The organism is Rhodanobacter sp. OR87 (assembly GCF_000473345.1).
In the GTDB taxonomy this organism is placed as follows: Bacteria; Pseudomonadota; Gammaproteobacteria; order Xanthomonadales; family Rhodanobacteraceae; genus Rhodanobacter; species Rhodanobacter denitrificans.
The window spans coordinates 25187-44067 of sequence record NZ_AXBJ01000025.1 but is presented as its reverse complement, the minus strand read 5'-3'; the positions used below and the strand labels follow the sequence as shown (position 1 = coordinate 44067).

Genomic DNA, 18881 nt, shown 5'->3' with positions numbered 1-18881 from the left:
GGTGAGGGGCGTGGAGTCACGGCCGCGCGAAGCGGTAGTGCGCGACCAGCCATTCCTGGCCGTCCGCGTAGCCGAACAGTTCGGCGCAGGACATCCAGAACATGCGCCAGCGCTGGAACCACAGCGGCGCCGCCTGGCGTCCGTAGGCTTCGGCGAGTACGTTCATCACCCGCTCGCGGTGGGCGTCCTGGTTGGCCAGCCAGTGGTTGGCGGTGCGCCGGTAGTGCGTGCCGTCGACGTGCCAGCGCTGCTCGAGGTGCAGCGCGGACTGGAACCACAGCAAGGTGTCCGATGCCGGCATCAGCCCGCCGGTGAAGAAATGCCGGCCCATCCAGTTGTCGTCGCCCGCGGTCTCGAACGGATACATCGCGGTCTTGTGCGCGAAGAGGTGCACGAACAGCTTGCCGCCGGGCCGCAGCCAGCCGGCGATGCGCTGCAGCAGGGTCTCGTAGTTGCGCATGTGCTCGAACATCTCGATCGACACGCAGCGGTCGAACCGGGCTGCTTCCAGCTCCAGCCGGTTCACGTCGCAGGTGAGCACGCGCACGTTGAACAACCCGCGGCTGTGGCACTGCGCCTCGATGTATTCCCGTTGCTGGTTGGAATTGGAGACGGCCTTGATCCGCGCATTCGGATAGCGCTCGGCCATCCACAGGGTCAGCGAACCCCAGCCGCAGCCCAGCTCCAGGATCGTCTGCCCATCGGCCAGTTCGGCGCGTTCGCCGTACAGCGCCAGCATGGCCTCCTCGGCTTCGTCCAGCGACTCGTCGCCGCGCGGGTAGTGGCAGCCGGAGTATTTCAGCCGCTTGCCCAGGCACAGCTCGAAGAACGCCGGCGGCAGTTCGTAGTGCTGCGCGTTGGCCTTGTCGGCATGGATCGCCACCGGGCTGTGCCGCAGCATCGCGATGCGCTCGGCGTAGCGTGCGGCCTGGGCGTCGAGGCCGCCGGCCTGCTCTTCGCGCAGGCGTTGCGCGCACAGCCGGCGGATGCCCAGGCGCAGCAGGACATCGGGGATGTGGCCACGTTCGGCCATGCCCAGCAGGCCCGGCGCCGGGCGCTCGCCCGGCAGTTCGGTGATGGCGGTGGCGCTGGTATTCATCGGTCGTTCCTCCTGGGAAACCAGGGAATGAGCATCGGGGTGGTGCGCTGGTATTCGCGGTAGTCCTCGCCGCGACTGCGCAAGGCCTGCGCCTCGGTGTACGGCACGCCGCTGATCCAGCGCAGGAACACGTACATCACCAGCGGGCCGGACCAGGCCAGCCAGGCGATCGGCGAACCGATGGCGAGGCAGACATGGGCGAACCAGTGCAGCCACTCGAAGAAGTAGTTCGGATGGCGCGAGTAACGCCAGAAACCCTGGCGGCAGGTGTGGCCCTGGTTGGCCGGGTCGCTGCGAAAACGTGCCAGTTGCGCGTCGGCGATCGACTCGCCGACCACGCCGAGCAGCCAGATCTCGGCGGCGACGAGCAGCCACGGGCCGGAAGCTTGCGGGTTGCGCGACACTGCCACGAACGGCAGCGCGAACAGCACGACCAGCACGGCCTGGAACTGGAAGAAGGCGAAGAACCTCCACTGGCTGCCGTGCCAGTGTGCGCGCAGGCTGCGGTAGCGTCCGTCCTCCGGCTCGCCGCGCACCCGTCGCCACAAATGGACGGCCAGACGGCTGCCCCACAGGCCGCCGAGCACGGCCAGCAGCAGCCGTGTCCACGGTGCGCCGCTGCCGAGGACGGCCAGCAGCACGGCGCTGCCGCCCACGCCGGCGGCCCACAGCACGTCGACGATGCCCGCATTGGCGTGGGCGCGCTGCCAGCGCCAGCCCAGGCTCATCATGGCCGCCGCGAGTACCCACACGATCAGCAGTTGCCAGCAGGCATTCATGCGGCATGTCCTCGTGCCGTGCGCGACGGAGCGGCCGTGCGCGACGACGTCGAGGCGCGCCGCGCCAGCCAGGCCAGCGCGGGGGTCGCCAGCGCCCAGCCGGCGGCAAGCACCAGCAGGCCGCGCCAGGCCGGCTCGGCGAAGCTCACCACCTGCCAGCCGCGCGCGGCGCCCAGATAGGCCAGCGGGCCGCCGACCAGCCCCAGCAGTGCCGCCAGCCCCAGCCGCGTCTGCAGATAGCGCAGCGACTGGCTGAAGGTCAGCGCGAAAGTGATCCACAGCGCCAGGATCCACGCCGGCGCCAGTCCCGGATTCAGCCAGCCGCTGGCATAGCTGGCCAGGCCATAGCGGATCATCCCGCCGTCGAGCAGGAAACCGAGCACCAGTGCGGCCGCCATAAGGCTGAGATCGACGCGGATATTCCGCGCCAGGGCCAACTGCGCCAACGCGTAGACCAGCATGCCGAGCACGCCGGGCCAGGCCGTGCCGTGGCCGGCACCGATCACCGCGGCAAACCACACCGCCTGGTAGCCGATCAGGCTGGACCAGAAACTCATGCCGGCAACTCGACGTCGGCGGCCAGCCCGGGCAGCACGGCGGCGCGGCGGTGGCCGGGCTTGGCCATCAGCAAATGCGCCACGCCGATCGAGCGCTCGCGGAAGCCGCCCTCGCAGTAGGCCAGGTAGAACTCCCACATCCGGATGAAGCGCTCGTCGAAGCCTTGCGCGCGCACCTGCGGCAGCTTCGCCATGAAGCGTTCGCGCCAGGCTTTCAGGGTCAGCGCGTAGGAGCTGCCGAAGTCCTCCAGCCGGGTCAGCGTCAGGTCGCTGGCGCGGGTCTTCGCCGCCAGCAGCGCGTTGATCGAGGGGATGAAGCTGCCGGGAAACACGTGGCGCTTGATGAAGTCGACCGATTTCAAGGCCTGCGCGTAGCGGTGATCCTCGATGGTGATCGCCTGCAGCAGGGCCAGGCCGTCCGGTTTCAGCAGGCGGCCCAGCTTTTCGAAATAGACGTCCAGGTAGGCCGCGCCGATCGCCTCGACCATCTCGATCGAGACCAGCTTGTCGTACTGGCCGTCGAGGTCGCGGTAGTCCTTGAGCAGCAGGGTGACGCGATCACCCAGGCCCGCGGCCGCGATGCGCGCGCTGGCCAGCGCATGCTGCTCGCGCGAGATCGTGGTGGTGGTGACATGGCAACCGCAATGGGTGGCCGCGTACAGCGCGAAGCCGCCCCAGCCGGTGCCGATCTCGATCACCCGGTCGGTCGGCTTCAGGTCCAGCTTGCGGCAGATCCGCTCCAGCTTGCGCGCCGAAGCGGTCTCCAGCGTGTCGGTCGGGTCGGTCCAGAGCGCCGACGAATACATCAGGTCGCGCGACAGGAACAGGCCGAAGAAGTCGTTGCCGAGGTCGTAGTGCGCCGCGATGTTGCGCCGGCTGCCGTCGCGGGTGTTCCGGCGCAGCGTGTGCCAGGCGCGCATCGCCATGCCGCCGAGGCGGGCCGGTCCGCTTTCCATCCCGTCGAGCAGGTCGCGGTTGCGCAGCAGCAGCTGGATCAGCCCCACCGGATCGTCGCAACGCCAATGGCCGTCCATGTACGACTCGCCGGCGCCGACGCTGCCGTTGCGCACCACCGCGCGATAGAACTCGGCGTCCAGCACCTGCAGCTGGATCTGCAGGTCGGGATGCGCACTGGCCGGGTCGCCCAGCTCGACCGTACCGCAGGCGTCCTGCAATACCAGCCGGCCGTGGCGCAGGCCGCGCAGCCGGTCGAGCAGTCGCTGGCGCAGGAAGCGGTCGATGGCGCCGAAGGGGGCGTTCTCGCCCGTGAGGGTGGTGGCGATGTCGTTCATGTCGGCTCTCGGGACGTCTTCAGTCTGAATCATGGGAATGCCGCGCAGGGTGGCCGTGGACGGGATTGCGCTTCAGCCACAGCCGCAGCGCCTGCCAGTGGATCGCGCCGACCACCTGCGCGGTCATCAGCGGATAGCGCCACAGCACGCGCGCCAGCGATGCGCCAGTGAGCGGACGGCGTTGCAGGGTCAAGGTGGCGTCGAACGTGCGCTGGCCGCCGCGGCTCACGTCCATGTGCACGCGCAGGTCGTCCCCCGGCACGGTGAAGCGCCAGTCGTAGGCGCAGTCCATCGGCATGAACGGCGATACGTGGAAGGTCTTGGGAAAGCTCCAGTGCAGGCCGCGACCGAGTACCTGCGCGTCTTCGATCGGCAGCACGTACGCGTGGCGCTCCTTCCACGGCGTGTTGGTGATCTCGGCCACCACGGCCACCAGGGTCTCGCCGTCTTCGGCGAAGCAGTAGTAGAAGCTGACCGGGTTGAACACCAGGCCGGCATAACGCAGGTGGGTGAGCAGCCGGATCGGCCCGACCGGACGATGGCCGGTGGCCTGTTCGACGCGCTGGCGTACCGCCTCGGCCAGCGGCAGTTCGGCCGGGCCGAGATAATCGCGGCGGCGGAACTGCGCCACGTTGCGCTGTTCGCTGGACCACAGCCAGCGGTTCGCGAACACCTGCTCGACTTCGTCCAGGTCCAGATAGAGCTGGGCCATGCGGTAGTCGAACGCGTGCGCGTGCGGCGCATGCCGGCGATGGCGCACCACGCCCTCGTACACCGCGCTGGCCAGTTGCGGTTGCGTGCTGGCGGGTTTCACGGTCATGCCGCCAGCTCCTGCCTGTGCATTCCGAGCGGTTCGAGCGGGCCGCCGCCCAGCGGCCAGCGCACGCCGAGCGCGGCGGCGACTTCGACCGCGCTGCGCATGCCGTCCTCGTGGAAGCCCCAGCCCCAGTACGCGCCGGCAAACCAGGTGCGGCGCCAGCCCTGGATCTCGGCCTTGCGCGCCTGCGCGTTGACCGCGGCCTGGGTGTAGACCGGATGCTGGTAGCGCATGCGCGCCAGCAGCTTGTCCGGGTCGATCGCGTCGGTACGATTGAGCGTGACCACGAACGGTTCGGGCGAGTCGATGCCCTGCAGCAGGTTCATGCAGTAGCTGACCGTGCAGGGGGCTTCGGGATCGCGCGGCAGCCACGCGTTCCACGCCGCCCACGCCTTGCGCCGGCGCGGCAGCACGCTGGCGTCGGTGTGCAGCACGGTGTCGTTGGCCTGGTAGGTCATCGCGCCGAGGATCGACCGCTCGCGTTCGCTGGGGTCGTCCAGCAGGCGCAATGCCTGGTCGCTGTGGCAGGCCAGCACGACCTGGTCGAAATGCCCGATGCCGGCGACGCTGTCCACTTCGACCCGGTCGTGGTGGCGGCGAATCGAGAACACCGGGCAGTTCAGCCGTTCGTGTACCGGCCAGTGCGCGCGCAGCGCCGCCACGTAGGTCGACGAGCCACCCTTCACCACGCGCCACTGCGGGCGGTCGCCGAGCTGCAGCATCTGGTGGTTGGCCATGAACTGCACCAGGTAGCGGGCCGGAAACTGCAGGATCTGCATGGGCGGCGACGACCACAGCGCCGACGCCATCGGGATCAGGTGCTCGTCGCGGAACGCCCTGCCGTAGCGGTGCTGCTCCAGGTAGGCGCCCAGCGTGGTCGTGTCGTCACGCTGCGACAGCAGCGCCTGGGCCTCGCGATAGAAACGGGCAAGGTCGCGCACCATGCCGAGGAAGCGCGGCGACAGCAGGTTGCGGCGCTGGCAGAACAGCGTGTCCAGCGTGGCCGCGTTGTACTCCAGCCCGCTCGCCTCGCTGTGCACCGAGAAGCTCATCGTGGTCGGCTGCGAGGCCACGCCCAGCTGCGCGAACATCCGCGTCAGCAGCGGGTAGTGCGCCGGGTTGTGCACGATGAAGCCGCTGTCGATGCGATGGCGCTGGCCGGCCTGTTCCACCTCATGCGTATGCGTGTGCCCGCCGAGATAGCCGTTCGCCTCGAACAGGGTCACCTCATGCTTGCGCGACAGCAGCCACGCGGAGGCCAGCCCCGCGATGCCCGATCCCACCACGGCGATGCGCATGGCCTAGCTCCCCGCCCTGGCCAGCACCCAGGCGGGTACCGGCTTCAGCCCGCGCACCAGGCCCAGCATCGCCATCAGCTTCAGGCCGTACCAGGTCAGGTCCACTTCCCACCAGCGGAAACCCTGCCGGCTGCAGCCGGGGAAGAAGTGATGGTTGTTGTGCCAGCCCTCGCCGAACGTGAGCAGGGCCAGCCACAGGTTGTTGCGGCTGTCGTCGCGGGTATCGAAACGGCGCCCGCCGTAGCGATGCGCCAGCGAGTTGATCGTCGCGGTGGCGTGGAACAGCACGATGGTGGAGACGAAGAAGCCCCACACCAGCATCTGTCCGCCCGAGGTACCCAGCTGCGGCGCCACGTGCTGCAGCAGCGCGCCCAGCGCGTACGTGCCGATGGCGAGCAGCAGCGGGATCGCGATGTCGAAGCGGTCCAGCCAGCGCAGCTCCGGATACTTCGCCAGATCCGGCACCCGCGCCAGGTCGGTGCGGAAATTGCGCGGAGTCAGGAACCAGCCGACGTGGCTCCACAGGAAGCCGTGCACGCCCGGCGAATGCGGGTCGGCCGGCGTGTCGGTGACGCGATGATGATGGCGATGATGCGCCGCCCACCACAGCGGCCCGCGCTGCACGCAGGAGGCGCCGATGGTGGCGAACACGAACTGCACCGCGCGCGAGGTCAGGAACGTGCGATGCGAGAAGTAGCGGTGATAGAAGCCGGTGAGCGCGAACATGCGCAGCGCGTACAGCGCCACCGCCACGGCCAGCGCCACCGGCGACACGCCGACCCGGATCACGCCGAGGCAAGCGAGGTGCATCGCCACGAACGGCGCCGCGCGCAGCCAGTCGATGCGGTCCTCGCGCGCCTCGTCCGCTTCCACCACCGCGCTGGTATCGAACCAGCGCCTTGCGGTGCGCACCGGCCAGGACCGCCGGAGGCGGGTGCGACCGGCCCCGCCAACAGTCGAGGCATCGACCCGGTCAGGCGGTGCGGTCACGAGTGGATCGGGGTTGGCCATGGAAACATACCTGTCAGCGGTTCAATGACGGATACGCAGGAACCCCCGCGGCGGATGCATGCGCCGGTCAAATGGCCGGGCTTCACGTCGCCTCTCCCCGGCGCGTGCGAAGAAACGGATCCGGCAGGCCACCGCTTGCGTATCCGACCACATCACCGGGAGACATCATGTCAGGCATGAAACAGATCATCGGACTGATCGGCTGGCTGCTGCTCAGCTTCGCCGCCGCCGCGATCGGTTCGATCGCCTCGATACAGGCCGCCGCCTTCTACCGGCAGCTGGCGCAACCCACCTGGGCGCCACCCTCGGCGGTGTTCGGCCCGGTGTGGTCGCTGCTGTACGCGCTGATGGGGATCGCCGCCTGGCTGGTCTGGCGCGAAGGCGGCGGGCGCCGCCAGCGCGGCGTGCTCGCACTGTTCGTGCTCCAGCTGGCGGTCAATGCGCTGTGGAGCTGGCTGTTCTTCGGCTGGCATCGCGGCGCCTTGGCCTTCGCCGACATCGTGCTGCTGTGGTTGCTGATCGCCGCCACCGCGATCGCCTTCTGGCGCGTGCGGCCACTGGCTGGGGCGCTGCTGCTGCCGTACCTGGGCTGGGTCAGCTTTGCCGCGGCGCTCAATTTCGCGGTGTGGCAGTCGAATCCACAGATCCTCGGCTGAGTCACCGTTGCCCTTGGTGGATCGGCACAGCTGCGGCGGGCTTGCCTTCGATGGCCTCGAGGTTCGCTTTGGCGGCAGCTGGCGGGGGCATCGTCGGTGCTCCGCGCGCCGTGCTCGGGAACACTTCGTCCCGTCGCACCCACGCCAGTACGGCGGCGAACAGCAGAAGGGCCGAACCCGCCGCCATTCCATCGACGGCAGATCGACATTTCATCTGCCCGGCAGGCTCTGAAAGTTACCTCGGCCCTGCCATCGGGGTTTCAGCGTGCGAGCGCGGCGTAGGCATCCAGCGCTTGCTGGCGCGACCGCCCCAACTCCACCATCGGCGCCGGATACCCACTGCGCCTGAGCAGACCAGCATCCCGCCACGGCTCATGCAGCAACCCCAGCGGCGCCTCCGCCAGCTCCGGCAACCAGCGCCGCAGATAGATGCCGTCCGGATCGAATTTCTTTGCCTGCGTCACCGGATTGAACACGCGGAAATACGGCGCCGCGTCGGCGCCGCAGCCGGTCACCCATTGCCAGCCCAGCGTGTTGCTGGCCAGGTCGGCATCGACCAGGGTGTCCCAGAACCAGCGCGCGCCGTGCTGCCAGTGCTGGCGCAGGTGCTTGGTGAGGAAGCTGGCCACGATCATGCGCACGCGGTTGTGCATCCAGCCGGTGTGCCACAGCTCGCGCATGCCGGCGTCGACCAGCGGGATGCCGGTGCGGCCGCGCTGCCAGCGTTCCAGCGCGGCTTCATCCGCGGGCGCCCACGGGAAAGCGTCGAAGCGCGGATTGAAGTTGTCGGTGGGCGTGCGCGGAAAGTGATACAGCAGGTGATGGGCGAATTCGCGCCAGCCCAGTTCGCGCAGGTACGGCTCGAGGTCGGGGCGGCGTTTGGCGTCGGTGGCGCGGGCGCGACGATCGAGCGCGAAGTGGATCTGCCGCGGCGAGATCTCGCCGAAGTGCAGGTGCGGCGACAAGCGTGAAGTGCCGTGGCGCGCGGGCAGGTCGCGTGCGTGCGCGTAGTCGCCGAGGGCGTCGTCGGCGAAGAGCTCCAGCAAGTCGCGCGCACCGGCGGCGCCGGGTTGCCAGCTTTCGGCCAGCCCGCCGGCCCAGGCGATGCGCGGCAGCAGTTCGAGCGCGGCCAGTGGCAGGCCGTCGGGCAACTCGTGCCAGCCCGGCACGCGCGGCGCGGGCAGCGGTTCGACCGGCTGCAGCCGCGGGCGCAGTTTGCGCCAGTACGGCGTGAACACCTTGTACGGCGCAGCCTGTTGCGTGGCGATCGCCCACGGCTCGCACCACAGTGCGGCGTTGTGGCTGTGCACCGCGATGCCGTCGCTGCGCAGCGCATGCTTGATGTGTGTGTCGCGGGCGATCGCGGCCGGTTCGTACAGGCGGTTCCAGTACACCGCGCTGGCGCCGCTGCCTGCGATCAGGCCCCGCAGAGTATCCAGCGGTTCGCCACGACGCAGGTGCAGGCTGGCGCCTGCGCCGTGCAGTTGCCGAGCGAGGGCGGCCAGTGAATGGTGCAGCCACCAGCGACTGGCGGCACCGGCCGACCACAGGCCTTCGTCGCCGCTGTGGATGAAAACCGGCAGCACCTGCGCGTGTTCCGCACAGGCCGCGCTCCACGCGGGGTTGTCGGCCAGGCGCAGGTCGCGCCGGAACAGCACCAGCGCGGTGCTCATCGGCTCGCGCTCCGTCGAAAAAGCACAGCGCTCAGAAACCGAACAGCGGTTGCAGCGTGCGGGCGAACCAGCCGGAGAACACCAGCGGTGCATCGGTGGCCGCCACGCAGATGCAAGGCACACCGGGCGAGGTCACCGGCTGGTGGTTGATCTCGCCATCGAGATCGGCCACGTCACCGGGGCCGAAATGGCCAAGCATGTCGTCGTAGGCGCCGTCCAGGATCATCGTCAGCTCGTTGCCGCCATGGCTGTGCAGCGGCAGCTTGCTGCCCGGCGCGATGCGCAGCAGCATCAGGGTTCCGCCGTCGATGCGGCTGGCGCGGATGCGCTGCACGCCGGGCGCCACGCGTTTCCAGCGCAGCGCGCGCAGCGAGTTGCCGAACCACGGATGCAGCGCGCCCGGCAGTCGATCCGGATCGTCCCGTTCGACGATGTCGGCCGGCTGTGCCGGGTGTTCGGGCACAGGTTCGCGGTCGAGCAGCGCCAGCATGGCCGCGCGGGCGTCGTCGGTTGGCGCGTCGACGCGTTGCTGCTGCAGCAGCACGCCACCGATCCGGTCGGCGGCGTGCAGGCTTTCGCGGCACTGCGCGCAGCGCTCCAGGTGGGTGGAAGCCACCACGGCGAGCGCGGACGGCAGCGCGCCGGCGGAGTAGCTGAGCAGGGTGGCGTCGTCGAGATGGTGATGCGGTTTCATCGCGGCGCCCTCATGCTGCCCTGCAGTTTCGCGAACGCGCGCCGCAGCGAGGATTTGACCGAGCCCAGCGGCATGGCCAGTTCACCGGAGATCTCGCTGTGGCTTTTGCTTTCGAGATAACACATGCGCACCAGCTTGGCCTGCAAGGGCGGCAGGCGATCGATCGCCTGTTTCAGAAGGTCCTGGTCGAAGGACGACTCCGGTTGCGAGTCGAGCCGGACGGATTCGAGGTGATCGAGCCGGTCCAGGCCGTCCTGGATCGGCAACCAGTGCGGTTCGCGCCGCACGTGGTCGATGTACAGGTTGCGCGCCACCCGGTACAGCCAGGTGGCGAGGCTGGCACGCGCCGGATCGAACAGGGCGGCCTTGCGCCACAGCGTCAGCAGCGCCTCCTGCACCAGTTCGTCGGCCGTCGACTCGGCCACCCCGAGGTTGCGCAGGTAGCGCTGCAAGCGCGGCGCGAAATGGTCGTAGATGCGCATGAAGCTGGCGCGGTCGCGCTGGGTCGACACGGCGGCCATCAGGAGCGACCAGTCGTGCGCATCGGGGGCGGCGTTGCTCGCGGGAGGGGCCACGTCTCGTTTCGTCCGGAAGGGCGCTACCTCGGCAGCAGCTTGGTCGGAATCCATCATACGCAACTTCCCGCCTGCGACGACCGCCGGACGATCCGGCCGCCTCGCGTGCTTCATGCCCATGGCATACGACGGGAACGGGAAATCGGATGCAGCGGGCGGCGGCCTGTGCGCCACGGCTGCACCGGGCGCGCTTGCCGGTCGCCGTCCCGGTCGGGCACGGGAGCGGTGAGCGGCACGAGGCGCGGCAGGCGCCGTGGCTAGTCGCCGGTCTCCGCTGCCGGGTCTTTCGCGGCGTCCAGCTGGTCGCGGTTGGACCACCCCCCGTACCAGGCGAGCGCCATCGTGGAGCCATGCGCGTAAGGGCACTTTTCCCGCGGTTCGCCGCAGTCGCGTGCGTAGTGGCCTTCGATCCAGGCCTGAAGCGGATACTGCATCGGGCTTTCCTTGACCATGCTGGCGTCCCCGGTGGGCGTCGTGCAGGCTTGGGTGAGGCCGGCAGGCCGAAGTTTCAAGCATGAAAAAGCCCGCCAGAGCGGGCTTGGATCCATCTATGCCGGGGGATGGCCGGGATGATCGCCTCACGGCGAGAGATTGGCTGCACAGAGTGAAGCCGTTCACATTTTTCCATTTACCGACCGGGCAGGTCGTGATCTGTATCACGTTTAGGTGCCGCGGATGCCGGCCGCCTGCGGTCGGACGCGGTGCCGGCGGGCGGGTCGCCGGTTTCGCTGCGACGGATGCGGTGCACGTGTGCCGGAAACCACAAAATGGCCGCGGCTATAAGGCATGACTTGTCCGCCAGCCGGCACGTCCAGGAAATGGCCGCCTGCAGGCGAAGATCCTCAGCGGGCCCGGCTTTGCAACAGCCGCACCGCCTCACGCTTGAACTCGCTGCCGGATGTTCTTCTCGTGGCCATGCTTACGCACTCGCGTGGCGATTGTGCCGATGAATCTTCTGTAGGGAGAATCGCCGCGACCAAGCCAAAGAGGCCAGCGTAGCGCTGGCGACGTCACATTTGCCTATGCAGATGTGGCTCGCCCGCAGCGGCGGCACCGCGGCTGTCACGCATGCTGTTGCGCCATGCCGCCGCCGGGGCAGTCCTGACGCGTCCACCGTCGCCGAGGTGATTGGCTCGCGTGAGCCTCGATGCACACAAGCGCTCGTCGACCTTGATCCAGGGCAGCGTCGCGCGGGACGGTTATGGATACAGTGGCACCGGTTGTTGAACCGGGTGGGGAACGCGATGGCCGTCAGGCCGCAATTGCATCGGGTAGTGGTAGTGGGGGGCGGTGTGGCGGGTCTTGAGATTGCCACCGCCTTGGGACGCCGTTTCCGCGGCGAACGGCAGCGGCACGGCGAGGGGCCGTCGGTCACGCTTGTCGATCACGACACCGCGCACGTGTGGAAGCCGATGTTGCACACCATTGCGGCCGGTACCAGCGATATTTCGCAGCAGCAGACCCCGTATCAGGCACAGGCGCATGCGGCCGGTTTTGCCTTTCAGATGGGCGAGTTTGCCGAGCTGGATCGCACGGCCCGGGAATTGCGCTTGTTGCCGCTACGCGATCGTCACGGTCGCGTGGTGATTCCGGAGCGGCGCGTTCGCTACGACACGCTCATCATTGCGGTCGGCAGCCTTGTCAATGATTTTGGCACGCCGGGCGTGGCCGAGTATTGCCGAGTGATCGACTCGCGCCGCCAGGCCAATGCCTTCAACCGCGAAATTCGTGTGCGCGTGGCCCAGTGCCTTACGCAGGGCAAGGACTTGTCCATCGGCATTGTGGGAGGCGGCGCCACCGGCGTGGAGCTGGCGGCCGAGTTGATTCGCTTGAAGGATGCGGTGGTGGCCTATGGCGGTGAGGAGTTGCCGACGTGCCTGTCCGTCACCTTGCTGGAGGCCGGGCCACGTTTGCTGCCGGCGTTTCCGACAAACATTTCGACGTCGGTGCAAGGGCAACTGGAAGCGTTGGGCGTTCGGGTGTTGACGCACACGGCCGTGAACTCGGTGACGGAGGATGCCTTCATCCTCAATACCAAGGACCGCATTCCAGCCTCGCTCAAAGTCTGGGCGGCCGGCGTGAAAGCGCCGGAGTTCCTGGCCGCGCTGGATGGGCTGGAGACCACGCGCGGCAATCAATTGGTGGTGACGGCGTCGTTGTGCACCACCAATGATCCGCATATTTTTGCCGTGGGCGATTGTTCCAGCTTGCGGCTCGCGGGGGCCGAACGGCCACTGCCGCCAACCGCGCAGGTGGCGCACCAGCAGGCCCAGCACCTGATTCGCTACTTGCCCGATGCGGTGCTCCACGGCAGGTCAGTACCACCGTTCCGCTATCACGATTTCGGCGCGCTGGTATCGCTGGCCGATTACGACGCGTTCGGCTCGCTCGGGGACTACGGTCTGATGAAGAGTGTCACGTTTCGCGGTCGCCTGGCGCACTTCAGCCACGTGTTGCTCTATCGCCGCCATCAGATGCAATTGCATGGCGTGTTGCGCGGCTGGCTGCTATGGCTGATCGACCGCTTGAACGCCAGCGCACGGCCCACGATACGGATGGATTAGATCGAACTGGCCGGTGACGGGGCCCGGTGCTTGGCCGGTTGGTCCGATCATGGACAATGGTTCGGCGCGCAAGCAGACACGCCGGAATGAGGCTTTGAACGAGGTGGTGCATGAGCGACAGCACGGCGATGGAATATGACGTGATCGTTGTGGGCGGCGGCCCGGGCGGGCTGGCTGCAGCCATTCGCCTGAAGCAGTTGGCCCGTGAACGCCAGCACGATATCAACGTGTGCGTACTGGAAAAGGCGCCGGAGATTGGCGCGCAGATCCTCTCCGGTTGCATCATGGATCCGCGCGCGCTCACCGAGTTGATTCCCGACTGGGCCGAGCGCGGAGCGCCGCTGACGCTGCCGGTGGCACAAGATCGCTTCGTGTTTCTCACCCAGACCGGCACACGCGCAACGCCGCATTGGCTGCTGCCGCCCTGTTTCCGCAATGCGGGCAACTACGTGGTGCAGCTGGGGCACGTGGTGCACTGGCTGGGCGTGCAGGCCGAAGCGCTGGGCGTGGATGTCTTTCCGGGGTTTGCCGCCGCCAAGGTGCTGTACGACGAGCATGGCGCGGTGTGCGGCGTGGAAACCGGCGAAACCGGCGTAGCCAAGGGCGGCACGCATACCGATGCCTACGAGTCCGGCACGCAGCTCGTGGCGCGCTACACGGTTTTTGCCGAGGGCTCGCGCGGGCATCTGGGCCGCCAGTTGATCGAGCGCTTTCATCTTGATGCCGATTGCGATCCGCAGAGCTATGCCATTGGCGTGAAGGAATTGTGGGAGGTCGATCCGGCAAAGGCGCATCCGGGTCTGGTCATGCACACGGCCGGTTGGCCACTCGACGCGCAGACCTATGGCGGTTCGTTCCTGTATCACCTGGAGCGCAATCTGGTGGCCGTCGGTTTCGTGATTGGCACCGACTACCGCAACCCCACGCTGTCGCCCTTCGAAGAGATGCAGCGCTACAAGACCCACCCGGCCATCCGCACGGTATTCGATGGCGGCAAACGGGTTGCCTACGGTGCGCGCTCGCTGACGGCTGGCGGCCTGGCGTCGCTGCCAAAAATGGTATTTCCGGGCGGCGCGTTGATCGGCTGTGAAGCCGGTGTGCTGAACGCGTCGCGCATCAAAGGCAGCCATGCGGCCATCAAAACCGGCATGCTGGCGGCCGACGCGGTGTTCGATGCGGTGGTGGCCGGACGCAGCCATGACGAACTCACGCGCTATCCCGAGGCGTTGCGTGCCTCGTGGCTGTATCGGGAGCTGCGCAAATCGCGCAACTTCAAGCAGTGGTTCCACTACGGCCGGCGCGTGGCCACGGTGATGACCGGAGTGGAGCAATGGCTGCTGCGCGGGCACATCCCGTGGAACCTGCATCACCACACGCCCGATCATGCCCGGCTGCGGCCGCTCTCGGAGTGCGTGAAGATCGAGTATCCGAAACCCGACGGCAAGCTCACGTTCGACCGCGCGAGCTCGGTGTTCTTGTCCAATACGCACCACGACGAGAACCAGCCGGCGCACCTCACGTTGAAGGATCCTGCGGTGCCGGTGCAAGTGAACCTGGCAAAATACGGCGGCCCGGAGGCCTTTTACTGCCCGGCGGGCGTGTACGAATTCGTGCATGGACCGGACGGCGCGGTGCGGTTGCAGATCAACGCCGCCAACTGCGTTCACTGCAAATTGTGCGATATCAAGGACCCGAAGCAAAACATCGTCTGGACGACGCCGCACGGTGGCGAAGGGCCGATCTACAACGGCATGTGAGCCGCTCGTGGCGTTGGACAGCCACACCGATACCCGGCAGGCGCAGAGCGCCAGTGGTGCTGGCATCTCGCCCGGGGTTTGCCGCATATAGCCGTACCGGACGTCGGAGCGCGGCAACGGATGCGCCAGCCCGGCAAAGGTGCCGGCCAGTGCCAGCGCGCCAACGCGCACCACCGCCCACGCCCACAGTGCGTTCAGGCCATACGGTGCGAGTGATGCGGCAGCACGAAGTGCCAACTCCGATCATGTTGCCGATGACCCGCGCCATGGCCGTCCACGGGGCACACGGTCGCGCTGCCGTGCTGGGCGCGTTCATGGGGCGGTACGGTGCCGGCAGGCGTGGTTTCCGACCCGCGCCCCGCGCCCTCAGATGGTGCGTTCGGCAATCAGGCGTTTGATTTTGGCAATCGCCTTGGCTGGGTTCAGGCCCTTCGGGCAAGTGTTGGTGCCATTCAGGATGGCGTGGCAGCGGTACAGTTTGAAGGGGTCGTTGAGCTCGTCCAGACGGTCACCGGTGGCCTCGTCGCGCGAGTCGGAAATCCAGCGGTAGGCCTGCAGCAAGACGGCCGGGCCGAGGAAACGATCCGGGTTCCACCAGTAGCTTGGGCACGAGGCCGTGCAGCAGGCGCACAGAATGCACTCGTAGAGGCCATCCAGCTGTTTGCGATCCTTGGGCGACTGCAGGCGCTCGCGTGAGCCCACCGGGCTGTCGGTCTTGAGCCAGGGCTGAATGGAGGCGTATTGCGCGTAGAAGTGGGTGAAGTCCGGCACCAGATCGCGGATGACCGGCATGTGCGGCAGCGGGTAGATATTCACCTGGCCCTCGCGCAAATCGTCCAGCGATTTGGTGCATGCCAGCGTGTTCTCGCCGTTGATGTTCATCGAGCACGAACCGCACACGCCTTCGCGGCATGAACGGCGCAGCGTCAACGTGGGTTCGATGGTGTTCTTGATTTTAAGCAGCACGTCCAAAACCATCGCGCAGTCGCTCACGTCGACCTCGTAGGTGTCGGTGCGCGGATTGCCCCCGACCTCCGGGTCCCAGCGGTAGACCTTGAACTTGCGGACTTTCTTGGCGCCCGGTTCGGCGGCAAAGTAGTTGCCCTTCTGTACCCGGGACATCTGCGGCAATCGAAACTGGGCCATGAAATTCTCCCTTGAACGAAACAGTTTGTCTGCCCGCGGCGGGTGCCGCGGTGCATCCGTCAGTACACGCGTTTGGCCGGCGGGATGGTTTCCACCTCGTCGTCGAGCGGCTGCATGTGTACCGGCCGGTAGTCGAGCGTGCATCGGCCCTTGTCATCGACTTTGACGAGGGTGTGCTTCATCCAGTTGACGTCGTCGCGCTCGGGAAAGTCGTCACGCGCGTGGGCGCCGCGGGTTTCCGGCCGCGCCGCCGCTGAATGCATGGTGCCTACGGCTTGCACCAGCAGGTTGTCGAGCTCGAAGCTTTCAATGAGGTCGGAGTTCCAGATCAGGGACGGATCGGACACGTGCACGTCCTCGAACTGGGCGTAGATCGCGTCAATCCGCTCGCAACCCTGCTGGAGCGTTTCGGCCGTGCGGAAGACCGCCGCGTCGTTTTGCATGGTGCGCTGCATTTTTTCGCGCAGCTGTGCCGTGGGCGTACCGCCTTTGGCGTGACGCACCTTGTCAAGCCGGGCCAGCGCCGGATCCAACGCGTCGGTCGGCAATCCGGCAAAGGGCGTGTTCGGCTTGATGAGCTCGGCGCAGCGCTGCGCGGCAGCGCGGCCAAACACGATCAAATCGAGCAGCGAGTTCGTGCCCAGGCGGTTGGCGCCGTGTACCGATACACACGCCGCTTCGCCGATGGCGAACAGGCCCGGCATGATGTGGTCGTTGTCCGAACCCACTTTTTGCACCACCTGGCCGTACATGTTGGTGGGTATGCCGCCCATGCAGTAATGCGCGGTCGGTAGCACCGGAATGGGCTCCTTGGTCACATCCACGCCGGCGAAAATGCGCGCGGTTTCGGAAATGCCCGGCAGACGTTCGTGCAGCGTGTCGCTGCCCAGATGCGCCAGGTTCAGCAGCACGTGATCCTTGTGTTCGCCCACGCCGCGGCCTTCCCGGATTTCGACCGTGATGGCGCGGCTGACGACGTCGCGTGAAGCCAGATCCTTCACGTGCGGCGCGTAGCGCTCCATGAACCGCTCGCCGTCGGCGTTGGTGAGATAACCACCTTCGCCACGCACGCCTTCGGTAATCAGGCAGCCGGAACCGTAAATGCCGGTAGGGTGGAATTGCACGAATTCCAGATCCTGCAGGGCCACTCCGGCACGTAGCGCCATGCCGCCGCCATCGCCCGTGCAGGTATGTGCCGAGGTGGAGGAAAAGTACGTGCGTCCGTAGCCGCCAGTTGCCAGGATGACCGCATGGCCGCGGAAAAAGTGCACGCTGCCTTCGGTGAGGTTGATGGCCAGCGCACCGGCAACGTCGCCGGTGCGCGGATCGGTCACCAGATCGGTAACAAAATATTCGACAAAGAATTTGACTTTGTGCTTCAACGCCTGCGTGTACAGGGTGTGCAAAATGGCGTGGCCGGTACGGTCGGCCGCTGCGCAGCTGCGTTGCGCCAGCGCTTCGCCGTGGCGAACCGTGTGACCGCCAAACGGGCGCTGGTAAATGTGCCCGTCTTCGGTGCGCGAGAACGGCACGCCAAAGTGTTCCAACTCGATGACGGCAGGAATCGCTTCGCGGCACATGTACTCGATGGCGTCCTGATCGCCCAGCCAATCGCCGCCCTTGACGGTGTCGTAGAAGTGATAGCGCCAATCATCTTCGCCCATGTTGCCGAGGGCCGCGGCAATGCCGCCCTGGGCAGCCACCGTATGTGAACGGGTGGGAAACACCTTGGTTACGCAGGCTACCGACAGCCCGGCCGCAGCCAGGCCCAGCGCTACGCGCAGGCCGGCGCCGCCCGCGCCGACAATCACCACGTCGTATTGATGCTTTTCAACCTTGTACGCTTCGGCAGGCATGTTGAACGTTGTCCTTTCAAATCAAAGTGGAATCAATGCAGGCGCGTGAACCAGACGGCGAGTACCGCCAGGATCGTGGCCAACGCACCGAGCAACGCACCGAAGCGCAAGGCAATCTGCAACGTGACTTCCTGCCCGCGCGCATGCACGTAGTCGCCAATGATTACGTCCAGCCCCAGCATGCCGTGCCAGTAGCTGCACACGGTCAGCACGATCAGCAGGAACGCGTGAACGGGTTGCCCGATCGACGCCAGCACGGCGTCATAGTCGGCGTGTAGCAGGCCGGCGACAAAAAACAAAAACCAGAGAGTCAGCGGAATCAGCGCCACCGCCGTCAGGCGCTGCACCCACCAGTGCTGAACGCCGGTGCGCGATGGCCCCCAGTGGCGGGCTGTCTTGAGCGGATCGCGCATGCCTGATTGGCCCGGAAACTCGCTCATGCCGCACCTCCCGTCAACTTGATGATCAACAACACCCAAGTCAGTACGGTCAATGCCGTGCTCACGCCCACTACCACCCAGCCGGTGGCCCAGTACGAGGGGTTGCGCGTGCGGTCACGGGTGTGCTGCGGGCCGTAATCCCAAGTCAGGCTGTGAAACAAATGCTGGATGCCGTTGCAAAGGTGGAACAGCAGTGCCCAGATCCACGCGAACCACACCATGAGGCCGATCCAGCTGCCGGAAAAATCCGCAAACAGTTGCCACGCATGGTGGCCGGCGGCGGCGGCGATCAGGCCCCACGTCAATACTGCGGCCCCGATGGAAAGAAACAGCCCGGTCAGGCGGTGCAAGGAAGACTGCACCATGTTGATGCGCCAGCGGTAGATGCCGAGGTGCGGTGAAAGGGGGCGTGGATTGTGCACGGCAAAAACCTCCTGAAGCTGTCCGGTCAGCCCGGCAATAACTCCGCCGACGCGGCTGCAGTCGGCGGCCGCTGAGCGTTTCGCACGTGAGTGCGGGATCCGGCGTTTCATCACCCGGCAGCGAGCGGCGCCGCGCGGCCCATTCGTCCTGACACGGGAACGTGCGTGTGAGAATGACGAACTCGACGTACACCGCAGCCACACCCGATCGGCACCGCCCATCGCACGCTCGCGCTGGTTGCTCG

At 67.0% G+C, this 18881-nt stretch carries 18 protein-coding genes; 3 read left to right on the top strand and 15 right to left on the bottom strand.

Annotated features, from left to right (window positions below):
- Positions 1-16: 16 nt before the first annotated feature.
- The 7 genes from RHOOR87_RS0115900 to RHOOR87_RS0115870 are packed head-to-tail and all read right to left on the bottom strand — an operon-like array spanning position 17 to position 6754.
- A complete protein-coding gene (locus RHOOR87_RS0115900) occupies positions 17-1099 on the bottom strand; it encodes a cyclopropane-fatty-acyl-phospholipid synthase family protein (RefSeq protein WP_027485574.1) in 1083 nt (360 codons plus the stop codon).
- Positions 1096-1878: a DUF1295 domain-containing protein gene (locus RHOOR87_RS0115895; protein WP_027485573.1), complete on the bottom strand. Its 783-nt coding sequence runs from the start codon at positions 1876-1878 to the stop codon at positions 1096-1098. The genes RHOOR87_RS0115900 and RHOOR87_RS0115895 overlap by 4 nt, the downstream gene beginning before the upstream one ends.
- Positions 1875-2435 carry a DUF2878 domain-containing protein gene (locus RHOOR87_RS0115890; RefSeq protein WP_027485572.1) on the bottom strand — a complete coding sequence of 187 codons (561 nt, stop codon included), beginning with the start codon at positions 2433-2435 and terminating at the stop codon, positions 1875-1877. Before RHOOR87_RS0115890 ends, RHOOR87_RS0115895 begins: the two co-directional genes overlap by 4 nt.
- Entirely contained in the window at positions 2432-3727 is a 1296-nt protein-coding gene (locus RHOOR87_RS0115885) for a cyclopropane-fatty-acyl-phospholipid synthase family protein (protein WP_027485571.1), read from the bottom strand. Before RHOOR87_RS0115885 ends, RHOOR87_RS0115890 begins: the two co-directional genes overlap by 4 nt.
- A gap of 19 nt (positions 3728-3746) precedes the next feature.
- A complete protein-coding gene (locus RHOOR87_RS0115880) occupies positions 3747-4547 on the bottom strand; it encodes a DUF1365 domain-containing protein (protein WP_051357963.1) in 801 nt (266 codons plus the stop codon).
- Positions 4544-5842 (bottom strand): FAD-dependent oxidoreductase, encoded by a 1299-nt coding sequence (locus tag RHOOR87_RS0115875; RefSeq protein WP_027485569.1) that lies wholly within the window; start codon positions 5840-5842, stop codon positions 4544-4546. Before RHOOR87_RS0115875 ends, RHOOR87_RS0115880 begins: the two co-directional genes overlap by 4 nt.
- Before the next feature lie 3 nt (positions 5843-5845).
- Entirely contained in the window at positions 5846-6754 is a 909-nt protein-coding gene (locus RHOOR87_RS0115870) for a fatty acid desaturase (RefSeq protein ID WP_027485568.1), read from the bottom strand.
- A gap of 266 nt (positions 6755-7020) precedes the next feature.
- Between RHOOR87_RS0115870 and RHOOR87_RS0115865 the strand changes: the two genes are divergently transcribed.
- Entirely contained in the window at positions 7021-7509 is a 489-nt protein-coding gene (locus RHOOR87_RS0115865) for a TspO/MBR family protein (protein WP_027485567.1), read from the top strand.
- 260 nt (positions 7510-7769) lie between these two features.
- Here the strand turns inward: RHOOR87_RS0115865 and RHOOR87_RS0115860 are convergent, their stop codons facing one another.
- The 4 genes from RHOOR87_RS0115860 to RHOOR87_RS0115845 form a co-directional block, all read right to left on the bottom strand.
- The gene (locus tag RHOOR87_RS0115860) at positions 7770-9182 is read right to left on the bottom strand and encodes a deoxyribodipyrimidine photo-lyase (protein WP_027485566.1); all 1413 of its coding nucleotides are present in this window, start codon (positions 9180-9182) and stop codon (positions 7770-7772) included.
- A 31-nt stretch (positions 9183-9213) separates the two neighbouring features.
- A complete protein-coding gene (locus tag RHOOR87_RS0115855) occupies positions 9214-9876 on the bottom strand; it encodes a ChrR family anti-sigma-E factor (RefSeq protein WP_027485565.1) in 663 nt (220 codons plus the stop codon).
- Positions 9873-10451 (bottom strand): sigma-70 family RNA polymerase sigma factor, encoded by a 579-nt coding sequence (locus RHOOR87_RS0115850; protein ID WP_231381818.1) that lies wholly within the window; start codon positions 10449-10451, stop codon positions 9873-9875. The genes RHOOR87_RS0115855 and RHOOR87_RS0115850 overlap by 4 nt, the downstream gene beginning before the upstream one ends.
- A gap of 257 nt (positions 10452-10708) precedes the next feature.
- The gene (locus tag RHOOR87_RS0115845; protein ID WP_231381817.1) at positions 10709-10885 is read right to left on the bottom strand and encodes a hypothetical protein; all 177 of its coding nucleotides are present in this window, start codon (positions 10883-10885) and stop codon (positions 10709-10711) included.
- Positions 10886-11695: 810 nt separating this feature from the next.
- On the opposite strand from RHOOR87_RS0115845, the gene RHOOR87_RS0115840 reads away from it, so the two are divergent.
- Together RHOOR87_RS0115840 and RHOOR87_RS0115835 are read left to right on the top strand one after the other, a co-directional pair.
- Positions 11696-13015, top strand: coding sequence for an NAD(P)/FAD-dependent oxidoreductase (locus RHOOR87_RS0115840; protein ID WP_015446508.1), 1320 nt, complete (start codon positions 11696-11698; stop codon positions 13013-13015).
- Positions 13016-13125: 110 nt separating this feature from the next.
- Positions 13126-14772 carry an electron transfer flavoprotein-ubiquinone oxidoreductase gene (locus RHOOR87_RS0115835; RefSeq protein ID WP_015446509.1) on the top strand — a complete coding sequence of 549 codons (1647 nt, stop codon included), beginning with the start codon at positions 13126-13128 and terminating at the stop codon, positions 14770-14772.
- Between the two features lie 366 nt (positions 14773-15138).
- On the opposite strand, the gene RHOOR87_RS0115830 is transcribed toward RHOOR87_RS0115835, so the two are convergent.
- Genes RHOOR87_RS0115830 through sdhC form a run of 4 tightly spaced genes read right to left on the bottom strand, consistent with a single transcriptional unit; the run spans position 15139 to position 18747 of the window.
- Positions 15139-15918 carry a succinate dehydrogenase iron-sulfur subunit gene (locus RHOOR87_RS0115830; protein WP_015446510.1) on the bottom strand — a complete coding sequence of 260 codons (780 nt, stop codon included), beginning with the start codon at positions 15916-15918 and terminating at the stop codon, positions 15139-15141.
- Positions 15919-15977: 59 nt separating this feature from the next.
- The gene (gene sdhA, locus RHOOR87_RS0115825; RefSeq protein ID WP_015446511.1) at positions 15978-17774 is read right to left on the bottom strand and encodes a succinate dehydrogenase flavoprotein subunit; all 1797 of its coding nucleotides are present in this window, start codon (positions 17772-17774) and stop codon (positions 15978-15980) included.
- Between the two features lie 32 nt (positions 17775-17806).
- On the bottom strand, positions 17807-18214 hold the full coding sequence (gene sdhD / locus RHOOR87_RS0115820) for a succinate dehydrogenase, hydrophobic membrane anchor protein (protein WP_007508846.1): 408 nt from the start codon (positions 18212-18214) through the stop codon (positions 17807-17809).
- Entirely contained in the window at positions 18211-18747 is a 537-nt protein-coding gene (gene sdhC / locus RHOOR87_RS0115815; protein WP_231381816.1) for a succinate dehydrogenase, cytochrome b556 subunit, read from the bottom strand. Before sdhC ends, sdhD begins: the two co-directional genes overlap by 4 nt.
- Between the last annotated feature and the right edge of the window lie 134 nt (positions 18748-18881).